18 protein-coding genes are annotated in these 14,134 nt (G+C 65.9%); 9 read left to right on the top strand and 9 right to left on the bottom strand.

Annotated elements, in window-relative coordinates; all coding sequences use genetic code 11:
* Positions 1-13: 13 nt before the first annotated feature.
* Complete coding sequence (locus IZR02_RS17545; RefSeq protein WP_005050727.1) at positions 14-742, bottom strand: class II aldolase/adducin family protein; 729 nt, start codon at positions 740-742, stop codon at positions 14-16.
* A 145-nt stretch (positions 743-887) separates the two neighbouring features.
* Here IZR02_RS17545 and IZR02_RS17540 point away from each other — a divergent pair, with 145 nt between their 5' ends.
* The 6 genes from IZR02_RS17540 to IZR02_RS17515 are packed head-to-tail and all read left to right on the top strand — an operon-like array spanning position 888 to position 5,468.
* The gene (locus tag IZR02_RS17540; RefSeq protein ID WP_005050729.1) at positions 888-2,282 is read left to right on the top strand and encodes an aromatic-ring-hydroxylating dioxygenase subunit alpha; all 1,395 of its coding nucleotides are present in this window, start codon (positions 888-890) and stop codon (positions 2,280-2,282) included.
* The gene (locus IZR02_RS17535) at positions 2,279-2,872 is read left to right on the top strand and encodes a 3-phenylpropionate/cinnamic acid dioxygenase subunit beta (RefSeq protein ID WP_005050730.1); all 594 of its coding nucleotides are present in this window, start codon (positions 2,279-2,281) and stop codon (positions 2,870-2,872) included. The genes IZR02_RS17540 and IZR02_RS17535 overlap by 4 nt, the downstream gene beginning before the upstream one ends.
* On the top strand, positions 2,869-3,183 hold the full coding sequence (locus tag IZR02_RS17530; protein WP_005050731.1) for a hypothetical protein: 315 nt from the start codon (positions 2,869-2,871) through the stop codon (positions 3,181-3,183). The genes IZR02_RS17535 and IZR02_RS17530 overlap by 4 nt, the downstream gene beginning before the upstream one ends.
* A 14-nt stretch (positions 3,184-3,197) precedes the next feature.
* Positions 3,198-3,392 carry a ferredoxin gene (locus tag IZR02_RS17525; protein WP_005050734.1) on the top strand — a complete coding sequence of 65 codons (195 nt, stop codon included), beginning with the start codon at positions 3,198-3,200 and terminating at the stop codon, positions 3,390-3,392.
* A 1-nt stretch (position 3,393) separates the two neighbouring features.
* Positions 3,394-4,632, top strand: coding sequence for an NAD(P)/FAD-dependent oxidoreductase (locus tag IZR02_RS17520; RefSeq protein WP_005050737.1), 1,239 nt, complete (start codon positions 3,394-3,396; stop codon positions 4,630-4,632).
* Positions 4,629-5,468, top strand: a complete 840-nt coding sequence (locus IZR02_RS17515; RefSeq protein ID WP_005050739.1) for an aldo/keto reductase — start codon at positions 4,629-4,631, stop codon at positions 5,466-5,468. Before IZR02_RS17520 ends, IZR02_RS17515 begins: the two co-directional genes overlap by 4 nt.
* Positions 5,469-5,567: 99 nt before the next feature.
* Here IZR02_RS17515 and IZR02_RS17510 read toward each other — a convergent pair whose 3' ends face one another.
* Together IZR02_RS17510 and IZR02_RS17505 are read right to left on the bottom strand one after the other, a co-directional pair.
* Positions 5,568-6,392: an IclR family transcriptional regulator gene (locus IZR02_RS17510; RefSeq protein ID WP_438803952.1), complete on the bottom strand. Its 825-nt coding sequence runs from the start codon at positions 6,390-6,392 to the stop codon at positions 5,568-5,570.
* Between the two features lie 138 nt (positions 6,393-6,530).
* Positions 6,531-6,896: a hypothetical protein gene (locus IZR02_RS17505; RefSeq protein WP_062633834.1), complete on the bottom strand. Its 366-nt coding sequence runs from the start codon at positions 6,894-6,896 to the stop codon at positions 6,531-6,533.
* A gap of 351 nt (positions 6,897-7,247) precedes the next feature.
* Between IZR02_RS17505 and IZR02_RS17500 the strand changes: the two genes are divergently transcribed.
* Complete coding sequence (locus IZR02_RS17500) at positions 7,248-7,802, top strand: hypothetical protein (protein ID WP_005050743.1); 555 nt, start codon at positions 7,248-7,250, stop codon at positions 7,800-7,802.
* Here IZR02_RS17500 and IZR02_RS18115 read toward each other — a convergent pair.
* Entirely contained in the window at positions 7,723-8,037 is a 315-nt protein-coding gene (locus tag IZR02_RS18115; RefSeq protein ID WP_135012834.1) for a hypothetical protein, read from the bottom strand. The genes IZR02_RS17500 and IZR02_RS18115 overlap by 80 nt on opposite strands.
* 415 nt (positions 8,038-8,452) lie before the next feature.
* Here IZR02_RS18115 and IZR02_RS17490 point away from each other — a divergent pair, with 415 nt between their 5' ends.
* Positions 8,453-9,586: an SAM-dependent methyltransferase gene (locus tag IZR02_RS17490; RefSeq protein ID WP_005050747.1), complete on the top strand. Its 1,134-nt coding sequence runs from the start codon at positions 8,453-8,455 to the stop codon at positions 9,584-9,586.
* Between the two features lie 268 nt (positions 9,587-9,854).
* On the opposite strand, the gene IZR02_RS17485 is transcribed toward IZR02_RS17490, so the two are convergent.
* The 5 genes from IZR02_RS17485 to IZR02_RS17465 all read right to left on the bottom strand — a co-directional run bounded on the left by IZR02_RS17485 (position 9,855) and on the right by IZR02_RS17465 (position 13,503).
* Positions 9,855-10,280 (bottom strand): hypothetical protein, encoded by a 426-nt coding sequence (locus IZR02_RS17485; RefSeq protein WP_005050749.1) that lies wholly within the window; start codon positions 10,278-10,280, stop codon positions 9,855-9,857.
* 35 nt (positions 10,281-10,315) lie between these two features.
* Positions 10,316-10,717: a hypothetical protein gene (locus IZR02_RS17480; protein ID WP_005050751.1), complete on the bottom strand. Its 402-nt coding sequence runs from the start codon at positions 10,715-10,717 to the stop codon at positions 10,316-10,318.
* Complete coding sequence (locus IZR02_RS17475) at positions 10,714-11,538, bottom strand: hypothetical protein (protein ID WP_047801722.1); 825 nt, start codon at positions 11,536-11,538, stop codon at positions 10,714-10,716. Before IZR02_RS17475 ends, IZR02_RS17480 begins: the two co-directional genes overlap by 4 nt.
* Positions 11,538-13,166, bottom strand: a complete 1,629-nt coding sequence (locus IZR02_RS17470) for a hypothetical protein (RefSeq protein ID WP_005050756.1) — start codon at positions 13,164-13,166, stop codon at positions 11,538-11,540. Before IZR02_RS17470 ends, IZR02_RS17475 begins: the two co-directional genes overlap by 1 nt.
* 100 nt (positions 13,167-13,266) lie before the next feature.
* Entirely contained in the window at positions 13,267-13,503 is a 237-nt protein-coding gene (locus IZR02_RS17465; RefSeq protein WP_043340519.1) for a hypothetical protein, read from the bottom strand.
* Between the two features lie 93 nt (positions 13,504-13,596).
* On the opposite strand from IZR02_RS17465, the gene IZR02_RS17460 reads away from it, so the two are divergent.
* Positions 13,597-14,130, top strand: coding sequence for a helix-turn-helix transcriptional regulator (locus IZR02_RS17460; RefSeq protein ID WP_005050761.1), 534 nt, complete (start codon positions 13,597-13,599; stop codon positions 14,128-14,130).
* Positions 14,131-14,134: the final 4 nt, after the last annotated feature.

Genomic DNA, 14,134 nt, shown 5'->3' with positions numbered 1-14,134 from the left:
TGTGATGGCCCGACTACAGCAGGAGCCGTTGCTCAGCAAGTTCCTGCAGCAGGAATCGCCAGAGATGCCCGTCGTTGAATGCGTCACCCAGGTCGGGCAGGTCGGCGAGATCGTCGTCATCGATCGGCATAGGCTCGGCCCCTGCCTGCAGAACGGCGAGGTGCACGCGAGCCAGGCTGTCGACATTGATCGCGCGGATGACGGCCTGCGGGACGCTCTCGCCGACGGCCGTGAGGCCGTGACCGCGCAGGATGCCGACCGGCCGCGTGCCGAAATCGTCCGCCATGGCCGTCGCGCGTGCGTGGTTGCGGATCAGCGCAGACGAGGGGTGCGCGGGGATGCCGCCGCGCGCCATCCGCATAGCGGGGATGTTGAAGGCACCGACAATCGGTAGCAACGTCCGTCCGGTCAGCGAGAACGCGACGACAGCCGGCGGATGCGCGTGGACGACGGATCGAGCCGCAGGATTGCGGCGCAGCAGCTCAAGATGCAGAGACAGCTCGTTCGGCGCCCGGTACCCGCCGGCGAGCTCGAACGATCCCTCAAGGGGCACGGCGAGGATGTCGTCGGCGGTGGTGAACCGCAGCCCCCGCTCCTGCGGTCCGCGGGCTCGGATGAGGACGGTGTCGTCGTCGACCCGCAGGCTGACGTGCCCGAGGATGTCGTCCACGAGCCCCCGGACCGCGAGCACGCGGCAAGCATTGGCGACGAGCATGCGTTCGTCGACGTAGTCGTTCATCATCCACTTCTCCTTCGAGGCGTGATCTCCGATTGCGAATTCCTGGAAAATCTAGCAGAATCAGATTCTGTCTTAAAGAAAACCGGTCTCGACCGACATCATCTTCAAGGCGCGGAATAGGACTCTGACATCAGGAAGCAGCGACCCAATGGCGAGCAAGACGACGATCTTCGAGGACGTGCGGCGCGGCATGATCCCGGCGCACATCTATAACGACGAGGAGATCTTCGAGCAGGAGAAGAGCAAGCTCTTCAGCCGCGCGTGGATTTTCGTCGGACATGAATCCGAGATCCCTCAGCCCGGTGACTACGTGGTGCGGCATGTGCTCGACGACTCGTTTATCGTCGTGCGCGATGAGAGTGGTGAGATTCGGGCGCACTTCAACATGTGCCTGCACCGCGGGATGCAGGTGTGCCGCGCCGAGGTCGGCAACGCCTCCCACTTCCGTTGCCCCTACCACGGGTGGTCATACCGCAACGACGGCCGGATTATGGGCCTCCCGTTCCACGAGGAGGCCTACGGGGGTGAGGCAGGGTTCAACAAGAAGGGTGCACGACTGCTCCCGGCGCCGAACCTGGACACATACAACGGTCTGATCTTCATCAGCATGGACCCGAACGCGCCGACCCTGCGGGAATACATCGGCGACTTCGCGTTCTACCTCGACTACTACACCGGGCAGAGCGCCAAGGGCATCGAGCTGCGTGGCCCGCAGCGGTGGCGCGTCAACGCGAACTGGAAGATCGGCGCCGAGAACTTCGCCGGCGACATGTATCACACGCCCCAGACCCACACCTCGGTCGTCGAGATCGGGTTGTTCCGTGAGCCGAAGGCGGAGAAGCGCAAGGACGGCAACACGTACTGGGCCGGCAACGGCGGCGGCACGACCTACAAGCTCCCGCCGGGCAGCCTCGAGGAGCGGCTGCGCTACGTCGGATATCCCGACGCGATGATCGAGCGGATGAAGGAGCAATGGTCGCCTGAGCAGCTCGATGTGATTGGCCGTGACGGGTTTATGATCTCAGCGGCATCGCTCTTCCCGAACATGAGTTTCGTGCACAACTGGCCGAAGGTGGAGGACGGGGACGACGTGCTGCCCTTCATCTCGATCCGTTCGTGGCAGCCCATTAGCGAGAACGAGACGGAGGTCTACTCCTGGTTCGCGGTCGATGCCGAGGCGCCGGAGGAGTTCAAGGAGCTCTCGTACAAGGCCTACCTTATGTGCTTCGGTAGCACGGGAATGTTCGAGCAGGACGATGTCGAGAACTGGGTCTCGCTGACCACGACTGCCAAGGGTTCGATGGCTCGACGGCTCCTGCTCAACAGTCGGATGGGGACTCTCAAAGACGACACTCCGGTCGTCGCTGCGCTGACGCCTGAACAGTTCGCCGGTCCAGGCGTCGCGCACGTTGGTTACGGCGAGTACAACCAGCGTCATCTGCTCGATCGCTGGGCCGACTACCTCGACACCGATGACGAAGTCGAGGTGCAGGTCGCGAGCATCGGTACAGGCATCACCAACAACGGGGAGGCACCCGCATGATGAACACCGAGACCGGTGTCCAGATATCCGAGCAATCGCCTCTCGGCGCCCACGCCACGCGCGCCGATCGAGTCGGGCGGTCCCTACTGTTCTCCGACGAACTGCATCTCGAGGCGCATCGTTGGTTGATTGAAGAGGCTTACACCCTCGACGAGCAACGGTACGAGCACTGGCTTGAGACGCTTACAGAGGATATTCACTACATCATGCCGGTGCGTCAGACGACGGCTCTCGGGTCTTCCTTCACGACGGCGAGGGGGATGTCGCACTGGGACGAGAATAAGTACTCGCTCAGCCGCCGGGTCGCGCGATTCCTGACTGAACACGCTTGGACGGAGGACCCTCCCTCACGCCTGCGTCACTACGTGACGAACGTGCGCGTGTTCCTGTCCTCGGTCGAGGACGAGCTCATCGTCGACTCCGCCGTCCTGCTGTTCCGCAGCCGGGGAGACGTCAACGAGCCGTCAATCATCTCCGCTCACCGCGAGGACGTATTGCGTCGCGTCGGTGACGACCTGCAGTTGGCACGTCGGGTGATCATGGTGGACGAGTCGGTGCTCCGCACCCAGAACCTGGCGATCTTCCTGTGAGCGGCCTCGACTGGGAGGGTGCCGACGTCGATCGTGATGCCGCGGCGGCTGCGGCGGCGGAGCGCGAGCGTCTTATTGCCCGCACCGTCGGAGAGCCGCTCGTCATCGCCAACGAGTTTTCGGAGATCGAAGTGCGCCGCGTGGAAACTCACAACGGCACGAGGCTACTGATCGACGCCCCGAAAACTGGCCAGTGGATCGCGATCGACCCCATGGAACTCGAGGCCCTGACCTGGCAGACCACGCAGACGTTCTCCGAGATGATCGCGCGGCCTGACCAGCCGATGTTTCCCGAAATGCGACCGCAGTAGAAAAGGAGAGACCGATGGCACGGATCATCGCCGACCGCAGCGCCTGCCAGGGCTACGCCAATTGCGTTGTCGCCGCGGGCGACTACTTCGACCTAGATGACGACGCCCTAGTGATCGTTCTGCGCGAGGACCTGCCCGACAGTGACCGCAAGCGAGTAGAGGAGGCGGCGCGCAGCTGCCCCGTCTCCGCCTTGGTTGTGGAGGACTGACGTGTCGCGGGTCGTCATCGTCGGCGCCTCTGTTGGTGGGCTCAAGACCGCCCAAGCCCTTCGAAGCGAGGGATTCGAGGGCGAGATCGTCCTGATTGACCAGGAACGCCATCCCACCTACGACAAACCTCCGCTCTCGAAGAAGTACCTCACCGGTGAGACGGCGCGACACGAGATCGAGCTTCTCTCCGAGCACGAGACGCGGGGGATCGGAGCCATCTCAATCTTCGGCACGCCCGCGGCATCCCTCAACCTCGAAGGCCAGGTTGTGACGCTCGAGGACGGTACAGCCGTCTCATACGACACACTCGTGATCGCCACCGGGTCACGCGCCCGTCGCTCTCCGTGGGGTGAAGGTGAGCATATTCACTTGCTGCGTACCAGCGGCGATGCCGAGCGCTTGCGGGATGAGCTGGCCACAGCGCGGCACCTTGTGGTCATCGGCGCAGGCTTCATCGGGGGGGAGGCTGCCGCAACGGCGATCACGGCGGGCGTACGGGTCAGCATGGTTGACCCGTTCCCGGCGCCGATGTCGCGGGTGCTCAATGCCGAAGTCGGCCAGATCTTCAGCCGCAAGTATGCCCAGGAGGGCGTCGAGGAGTACTTCGGAAGGACAGTCGAAGGCGTCGAACAGACGGCAGACGGGGTGCGCGTGGTGCTCGATGGCGGCGAGATCATCGAGGCCGATGCAGCTCTCGTCGGTATCGGAGCTGTGGTCAACACAGAGTGGCTCGAGGGTTCCGGCATCGAACTCGACAACGGGGTGACCTGCGACTCTGGGCTGCGGGCCATCGGGCATCCTGAGATCTTTGCCGTCGGCGATATCGCACGTTGGGCGAGTGCGTCGCGCAACGTCTCGCTGCGCCTCGAACATTGGACCAATGCCGTTGATCAGGCTCGCGTCGTCGCACACAACATCGTCCACCCTGATGATTGCGAGGACTACGACACGACCGAGTATGTCTGGAGCGACCAGTACGACTGGAAGATCCAGATCGTCGGGCATACCGGATCTGATCACTGGACGATGGTGGGCGACCCTGCGCAGGACCGCTTCGCCGTCGTGTACGGCGAGAGCCAAGGGCAGGCCGAAGGTGCCGTCATCGTGAACTGGCCGCGTGCCCTCGTCGACGCCCGCCGCTCGGTCGCCTCGCGAGCGAAGGCGGACGAGCTGATACATCGGCTGCGCGCCCTCCTCGAGCCCTCGAGCACGGCTCCGGCGAAGGCGGCCGCCCGATGAGAGCTGACGACACCACCCTCCCCCTCCTGCACGGTCACCGCATCCCGCGAATCGGGGTGGGCACGTGGCCACTCACGGGAGACGAGTGCGCAACGATGGTCGAGAAGGCGGTCGGCTACGGTTACCGCCTGTTCGATACGGCGTACAAGTACGCGAATGAGGAGGCCGTCGGTGCCGGTCTGCGTGCATCGGGCATCCCTCGTGACGAGGTCTTCATCACGAGCAAGTTCAACAAGGAGGACCACAGCGTCGAGGGAGTGCAGCGCGCGTACGACCGATCGCTGAAGACCCTTCGCGTCGACTACCTCGATCTGTTCCTGATCCATTGGCCGGTTCCGGCCCTCGACCGATACGTCGAAGCGTGGAAGGGTCTGGTGAGACTGCTCGAAGAGGGACGAGTGAAGGCGATCGGCGTCTCCAACTTCAAGTCTCACCACCTTCAGCGCGTCGTCGACGCGACCGGTGTCGTCCCCGACGTCGATCAGATCCAGCTCAGCGTCGACATCGCCCGTGTCGAACAGCGCAGCTTCCAGCGCGCTCACGGCATCCTGACCGAGGCGTGGAGCCCGCTCGGACGCGGAGGAGCCCTGCTGTCCGATCCCGCGGTGACCGCGATCGCGTCGAAGTATGACAAGTCGCCCGCACAGGTCCTACTGCGCTGGCACATCGAGGAAGGGATCGTTCCCGTCCCGCGCGCCGGCGATGAGAAGCATCTCGCGCAGAACATCGACGTCTTCGATTTCACGCTCAGCTCGGAGGATATGGCGACGCTGAGTGGGCTGGATCAAGGCGAAGAAGCCGCCCGCGACCCGGACGATCCGGCCAACGGGCACTGAGGCCCACGGCGGCGGGTCGGTCGCTCCCGCAGCCACGCTCATCAGCGGCGTGTTCGCGTGCGCAGCGCATCCATGGGCGCTACGACGACCCGGGCCGGTTCACCCCAACAGTTCGGCGAGGCGGATCGCGGCGTCCTGCAGTGACCGCGCTAGGGACTTGACCTTGCCCGGCGGTAACCGCTGCACGGGCGCGGAGGCGTTGATCGCCAGTCGCAGTCCCGACGAGACGTGGACCGGGACCGCGACGCTCGCCACGCCGTCCTCGCTTTCCTGCCGATTCACGGCATAACCGTCCAGTCGTGTCCGAACCAGTTCGGCGACGAGTTCGTCTCGGGAACGTATGGAGTTCGGTGTGACGATCTCGAGCTGCTCGTCCGGGTACAGCCGGAAGAGCTGCTCGTCGCTCAGCTCGGCAAGCAGCGCCTTGCCGGTCGAGGTGCAATGCGCCGGCAGGGTCTTGCCCAGTCTCGAAACCACGCGCACGGCCACATCGGGCTCGGCAACGGCGAAGAATCGGACATGGTTGCCCTCGAGCGTGCCCAGGTGGCAGGTCTCACCGAGGGCGGCGCTGAGGTCCTCGAGGATCGGCTGCGCCAGTCTCGGGACATCCATCCTGCGCAGCACCGAGAAGGCCACCGTCGTCAGCGCCGGGCCAGGGCCGTAAGCCTTGGTCACCGGGTTCTGCCGCACGAAGCCGCGCCATGCCAGCATCGCGAGAAGTCGGTGCGCGGTCGAGGTCGCCACCCCGAGGAGGGCACCGGCGTCCGTGAGCCGCAGCTCGTGCTCCTCACCCAGCAGCAGGATCAGCTTCAGCGCGTTGTCGACCGACTCGATCGGATACTGGGGTGGATCGCCCGGCGACCCGAGCTGTCGATTCTGCACGGCAGAAAGCTTACTTGCAACGTGGGCGCGCTCCTCCTGCACCGCGCGCTCCGATGCCGACCCGACAGGCGGGAGGATCGTCTCCGCGGTGCCACTGCAGCCCGTGCCACCCCACGCCGCCCGCGTGGCTCCCTGTGACGGCCCCGACGGCCCAGGCGCTCTACGGTCGGAGCAGGACCTTCAGGCTGCTGGACGCGTCGCGGGACTGCTCGAAGGCGGCGGCGGCATCGTCGAAGGCGAACTCGTGGGTCGCCAGCGGCGACAGATCGATCCCCTGGGCGTCGGACGCCTGACGATCGACTCGAGGACGGCCTCGTACTCGCGATGAGCGATGGCGAACGACTGCGGGTGCCACAACTGATAGATGTGTAAGCAGCGTTCCGGGTAGGAGTCCACTACCCGCCCCAACGGGATGTCTGCACGCGCGACGCAGCAGCGGAGGAACGCGTGGTGCGCCACCAGCCAGGCGCCCATGTCACCGACTGCCAGCGCCGCATCCATTAGCGTCCCGTACTCGCGCGAAGCGCCGATCTCGGAGCGCAGCATCCGTCCACCGTCCGGCGCGCGCCTAAGGACTCCAGCTGAAGCCGGACACCGTAGAGCTGGTCGACCTCTTCTACGTCCGGGTGATACACCGTCGCTCGGCGATGGTATCGGCCTCGTTTGAGCCTTTCTTCCCGCAGCAAGCGAAACGCCTCGTGCAAATGACCTCCCCGTCGATCCAGGTCTTTCAACTTTCCATCCTGCGTGAGGCGGCAGTGGCGGTGACACTCCACTGCTCGGAAGAGCACTATTTCGCGCTATTGATCCGGACCCCGATGGTCGGAAGCTGTTCAGTGCCGCGTCATCGGCGCAATACGCTGGGAGACGGGGCTTCCTCTGCCCCGGGAGGACACCATGCAACCAGATAACCTCACGGTCACGGCTCGGGTGGCGCGCACAGCCGTCCCCGGGCGGCTGGACGATCTCACCGAGTGGGCGCATGGTTTCACCGGCCGGGCCCAGTCGTTCCCCGGCTACCGGGAGTCGAAGGTCCGAGTCTCGGAACGGCACCGGCGCCAGGTTGTCGTCGAGATCACGTTCGCTTCCCCCCATGACCTCATCCGGTGGGAGGACAGTAAGGAGCGGCAGGCGCACCTGCAACAGGCCGTGCCGCTCACGATCGGGCAGGCCCGTCCACTGACTCCGGACGCCCTCACCGGTGCAATCCCGACGGCCGGTCCCGCGCGCCCGCGGTGGTGGACGGCGATTTTAGTGTGGATCGCGCTGGTACCGCCTGCCATGTTCAACGCCTACTTCATCGCTCCGCTCCTGACCGGCCTGCCGCCGTACCTCCAGATCCTATGTACGACGCCACTGACCGTCGCGTGCGTCATCTGGGTGATGTTGCCTCTATTGCACGCGCTCGAGGAGAGCATCCGCCACTGGCTCGCGTGGCGGCGCGGGCGCTGAGCGTCTGCCCCATTAGGCGCTGTCGCGGCGGGCAAAGCCCTCTCCGCTCCCTCTTGTCAATCTTGCCTACCTTGGTGAGGGGCATGTCGTCGACGGCGATCAGCCGCTCGGGGTGCTTATGCTTAGCCACCCCGGCGGACTCCATGGCGGCGCGGATCCGTTCGAGCCCGAGCGGGCCGCCCTCCTTGAGACTCACGTAGACGCATACCCGCTCGCTGAACACGGGGTCGAGCATCGCGACGGCGGCCGCTAGATCGAAGCTGTCATAGCGGTAGACGAGGTCCTCCACCTCTTCGCACGAAATCTTCTCGCTGCCTCGGTTGATCATGTCGAGATGTAGCCATCCTCGGTGAAGGACCGCGCGTTCGTCTCAGGTGCGCGGTAGCATCCGCGCGGGGTGTAGCGGATCGGTTTCCTGCTCGAGCATAGATCGACGGCTCATCAGATGCCTCCAGAGTTCTTTTCGTCGGTTATGTCGGTGTGGTGATCAGCGGCGGCGCTGGCGCTTGCCGCCCCAGAACGCGCGGACTGCCATGGTGATCGCTTCGTCTTTGGTGAGGCGATCACCACGGGCCGCGGCTTCGTCGCGTGCCTGGTTGATGTACTCGAAGACGTCCGGAGGTAGTCGGAAGGTCGCGGGGTGTTTTTCGATGCGCTGGACATTGTACGGGCCGCGCTTCTTGCCGGTGCGGGGCGACGTGTCACACCCCAATCAGGGCGGCTTCGACGTCGTCATCGGCAACCCACCCTACGTCAACCGGCGCGAGCTCAGCTACCGCATCACCGGCTTCGAGACAGACAACGTCGACGACATCTACGCCTCCTGCTGCGAGCGCTCGGCGCAGATCACGCGCCCGGATGGCCGGCTCAGCCTGATCGTTCCCATCCGCAGCCAGTTCGCCGATCGCGACGAGTCACTGCGGAAGTTCTACGAGCGGCGGTTCGATGCGATCTGGGTGAGCACCTTCCAGGAACGCCCGGCTGCCCTGTTCCAGGTGAAGGTGCGCAGCACGATCATCACCGCCGCCGGGTATGGCAGCGTCTCCGAGCTGCACACGACGCTCACCCACAGCTGGATCGAGGCGTTCCGTCCGCATCTGATGGCGACACTGCGGTATTCGCTTCGGCCCGCCGGCTCGCGGACCCCGAACTGGATGCGCGCCAGCAGCGACGCGATGTTCGAGCTGATCGACACGCTGCTTGCGAAGGGCACGATCTCCTCGACGCCGCTTGTCCGTGTGAGCGACTACTCCGTCGGTTTCAAGAAGACCGCCACGTACTTCCTGAGCACGTACACGGTGCCGCCGGTCACCTACGACAAGACCACGCACGCCACGGTGCCCCTCAACGAGGGGAAGCTGTTCGTTCAGAACCGGAAGGACCAGCTCGCGGCCAGCGCGATCGCGGCGTCGCGGCTGGCGTTCCTGTGGTGGACGTTCACGGGCGACTGCTTCAACGTCACCAAGGGCACGATGTCGCAGATCCCATTCTCCCCGCACGCTTACGGGCAGGACACGTTCGATGCTCTGGTGGAGCTCGGCGAGAGGATCGAGGAGGCGCTGCCGGCCGTGCGCTCCTGGGATCTCAACTCCGGGAAGTACGTGGGCGGGTACGCGATCCCCGAACTGCGTCATCTCACCGGTCAGGCCGACGAGATCATGCTGGAGGCGATCGGCCGCATCGATCTGCTGCCGGAGATCCAGTACGCCCACGCCCGGATGTACAAGAGCACCGGGATTTCCGCGACGACACTGCGAAAGTTGCCGTTCGAGGTCGAGGTGTGACGCGCGACATCCGCACGGGTCCTTTGCCCTCGAGCGACTGCGATCGTTCGTCCGGGTCAGGATCCTCTGAGTGATGGATATGACAGGTAGGCGCTACCGGATGAGTTGACCCATCTCCCAGTCGCCGAGAGGGATCGTCCGACAAGTTCTGTCAGCGGTCCAAGCGGGACGGTGGCGGTCAGGTTGATCATCGCCGCACAGCATAGAACGCGTTCTCGAACTCGATGGGCGGGACGACACACCGACAGCGGTGGGGTGCCTACCCTTCTCAGGCGGAGTCACGGAGCGAGGTGACAAGCTCCGCGGGGAGGGCAAAGACCTTCTCGAGCAACGGGAGAAGGTCCCGGACTGCCTCGAGGTGCTGCTCTTCGGTCAGATCGTCGATCGCCGGAGGCTCGTCGCCAGTCCAGCCGATCGCTTCCGCCACGATCGTCAGGGACCAGGAGTCCCACCTGAGCCGCCCCTCGGATCGCAGCTGCTCCCGGAACTGACCGAGCACGCCCACGGGCTGAAACGCATTGCGATCGCGCGCGAGCTCGTCGCGAACGTACAACATCGCCGTTTCGAAACCGAGCAGGAACGTGTGCACTCGCTCGAACGTGACGGGCTGCCCGATATACATTCCGGATCGCTTCACGAATGCCTCGGCGATCGAGTAGACCGGCAACTCGGCCGGCCCGTTAGTTTCACTCATCTCGACTTCCCTGCCAGCAGCTCAGGAGACGGTCATTACCCGCGGCGCCGTTTGCGGCCCCAGTAGGCGCGAAGCGCAACGGTGACGATCTCGTCCTTGGTGAGGCGGTCGCCGCGGCTGGCTGCATCCTGCTTGGCCCAGTCCATCAGTTCAAGCGCGTCGTCGGGGAGACGGATCGAGACGGGCTTCTTCTGGACGTAGACGACGTTGTAGGGCCCCCGCTTCTTCTTCGCCGGCGGTGGCGTCTCCGCCTCGGCCGACTCAGGAGGCGTCGCGCTCGCCGCTGCCGGCTTCTGGCTTGCGCGAGGTGCGCGTGCGGGTGCTTCGGACGTCGCTGCCTGGTCGACGTCGCTGGTGACTTCCTCAGCGGGGGGCGCGGCCTTGCGTGCGCGGGGCTTCGCTGCAGCTGTGGGCTTCTTCGGGGCGGCCATGGTCACTGACCACCTCCTCGGTTTCCACGGCGGCGAGCGCGGCGCTCCTCGATGCGCCGCTTCTCTTCCATGCTGATGAGCTCCGCCGGCGACAGCGAGCGGGGGCGGCGAGTGCGGCCGCGCTCGGCCTGCCTCTGGTACTCGGTCGTCTTGGCCGTGCTGACGACGTTGAGGGTGACGCCGGTGATGGTGTCGCGGCTGGTGTCGAGGTTCACGTATCGGTTCTTCGACTCTTCGCGGAACCAGCCGAGGGCGTCGCCGCCGTTCTCGTGGATGCGCTTGAGCATCGTCGAGGCGTTGTACGAGTTGACCTCCATCACGCGGCCGTTGGAGAAGGTCAGGTGGGCGGTGATCTGCTTCTGCTTGTCGTGGGACTGGCCCTTGGCGGCGTTGCGGACCTGCTTGATCAGTTCGGCGTTCGCCTGCTCGCGGCCCTTCGCGGTGCGGCCCTTGGGGATGCGCATCTCGATGTACCGGTCGCCCCCGGTGGCGTATGCCACGTCGACGCGCAGCCGACCACCCTGGCGACCCTCAACGTAGGTGCCGCTGAGGTCTTCGGGGATGACGGGCTTGGCGCCGGCCTTGCCTCGCACGGGGGCGATCGAGCCGTCCTTGCGCCGGCGCCGCGGCGGGACGTGGGTGAGGCGTCCGGTGTCAGCGAGCTCCTGGAGCGCCTGGCGGTAGAGGGCGCCGCTGGTTTCGCCGTTGAGGATCTTGCGGACCATTCGAGGCGAGCGGTGCAGCTCCTCGGCGATCTCGGCCGTGCTGATGCCCTTGCGCCGCAGATCGCGGATGAGGTCTTGGGCGGTGCGCTGCTGGTCAGCCATCAGCCCTTCTCCTCTGCCTGCTCGAGCGCCTTGGCGATGCCGGCCCGCTCGGCACGTGCTTTCAGCGCGTCACGCTGCCGCAGCGTCTCCGGCGTGATGAAGGATCCGTTGAGGTAGCCCTGCAGGCGCAGGCGCCCGGTCTTGCCGTCGTCGCCGCCGCCGATGAACCGGTCCGGCAGGGACCACGCCGGCAGCTTGGTCGTGTAGATCGCATCACCCTGGATGCCGATGAGCGTCGAGGGGTCGACCGTGAGAGCACCGGAGGTGTAGCCGCCGAGGGAGCTGGGGCCGTGGAGGACGCGAGCGCGTGCGCGACCCCAGACCTGGGCGGCGAGCTCCGGGTGGTAGAAGCTTCGGGTGCGGTCGTTCGGGCGCGACGGGATGCGATAGATCCAGAGGTTGCCCTGTCGCAGCATCTTGGCCCTGTACTCGGGCGGGACGTCATCGGGCGACGCGGCGACGCGGGTCTCGTCGCGGCCCGCGGCGGCGAATGCACCGATCGAGTGCAGCATGATGTTCCGCAGCGCGGCGAGCACAGCGCGGCGCAGGTCCGGGTGCATCTCGTCCTGCAGCTGGACTCGCTCGCGGGCGCGCGTCATGCGCTCGGTGAAGGTGTCTAGAGGCTTGGCCTTGCGGAACACCACGGCCTCGTGAGGGCGGATCTCCCACCCGTGCTTGAGGGCGACGTGGATCTCGCTGCCGTCGGCCCAGGTGTCGTGCACCGCTCCGGGCCGGTTCGGATAGAACCAGCCTTCGCGAACGTCCAGGTGCTTCACACCGAGCAGGCCAACGTGGTTCCAGCCCTGAGGGACGCGGAACCGCACGTGGAAGCGGGCGCGCGCGTAGGGGTCTTGCTCGAGCAGCTCGTACGCGGCGGCCTGGTTCAGCCGGATCGCGGGGCCGATACCGAGCTCGCGCCCGACGCCGGCGAACATGAACCGGCCGTCGACGTAGGCGAACTCGCTGATCTTCTTCGTCTTGGCCGGGTCGATCAGCGGGACGCAGTCCTCGTGCTTGGCGAACGACTCCCCCGCGACCAGGTGGTCGTAGTGGTGCAGGCCCGAGGTGAAGTGGATCTCCTGGGCGATGTCGTCTTCGACCGGCACGGGGTTGATGTTCTTCGGCAGCGACAGCGCCCACAGGTTCGTTCCGGTGGCGGCAGGGCTGTTGAACAGGCGCGCGTTCTCGTCGGCGTGGCGAATGATCGACGCGGTGACGTTCCAGGCCAGACGAGCCTGGGCAGGGGTCAGCGGCCCGTCGCCGAACCACTCCTCCGCGGTGCGGACTTCGATCTTGAAGCCGGTGACCGCGTGCTCGAACCGACCGGTGGGCGGGCCGTTGTTGACCCAGTGGGCTCCGGGCTTCCAGTTCGGGGTCTGGACGTACAGCCAGTGCCGCACGCCAGGCGCAGGCTCGGGGCGCTTCCCGGTCAGCATGATGCGGTTAGCGCCGTACGAGGCAGCCGTGTCGAGCAGGTCCGTCAGGTTGGGGTTCTTGCGGCGCTCGCCGATGACGGGGCGAACGGGCGTGCCGGCGTCGGTGACGCCTTGCCCGGTGGTCTGGTCGACCCAGATCGTGGGCACGTCCTTCGGCGTCCACGGCTTGGGTCGGTAGTTCAGCTCGTCCATCTCACCCCCTCATTCGTCAGGTTATATTAGTCAAGAGTGCTTGAAAATTGCAATCAGATTTCGCAGTCGACGGGCGCTCCATGAAGGTCTGGCGGGGTCGCTAGGACGCGAGGCGGCCGCCGTAAGAGCGCCCGCGTCCGTGGTAGGACTTCTGCGCCTTCCGCAGCCCTTCCTCGGTCATCCCCAGCAGGAGGGCGATCTCTCGCTGGGTCAGCTCGGCCGCGCGCGCCTCGTCGACGACTTTGCCGCGGCGTTCGCGCAGCTCGTCCGCTTGCGCGAGCTGCTGGCCGATGCGACGGAGCTCCTCACGGATGGCGTCCGCGTCCTTGTTAGCCATGCGCCCCAGCATCCCCAACCAAGTTGGGTCTGGTTGCCGCGGCGCGCCGTAACCGCGAAAGTGGTTATATTCATCCAGCTGAGAGGAGCGCTGATGACCGGACGGCACCTCACCACGGCGGACGTCGCCGAGAAGCTCGGCGTGTCCGTCGTCGCGGTCTACAAGATGCGCTCCATCAGCAACAAGCTGCGCAGAGCCGGCCAGGAGGGTCCTCTGCTCCCCGAGCCGGTTGCCATAGAAGGCAACTCCCCGCTCTACGACGAGGCCGCGATCGACGCATTCGCGCAGGAGCGCGCGCGCAGGGCGCCCTCGCAGCGCGGCCGCCGGCCGCGACTGATGCCGGGACTGGCGCGCGATGCGGCTTTCGCGGAGCGGTTGCGGGCGGCGATCGCGGACGGGGCGGGGGCGCCCGAGGTTCCCACGCAGGCGGCTCTGATCGACCTGCTCGGCTTGAACGTCGTCACGTTCGGTGAGCGGATGCGAGGGCGCACCCGCTGGACCGACGCCGAGCTCGAGGTGATCAGGCGCACCCTCGGTGTCGACACGACGGATGCGAACGAGGTCGTAGACCGCGCTCGCGCGGCCAAGCGTCAGGCGCGCGCGGCGAGATCCCACGCGGGTTCGTAGCGGC

It is taken from the genome of Microbacterium paraoxydans (assembly GCF_019056515.1).
GTDB lineage: Bacteria > Actinomycetota > Actinomycetes > Actinomycetales > Microbacteriaceae > Microbacterium.
This window is presented reverse-complemented; position numbering and strand designations above follow the sequence as displayed.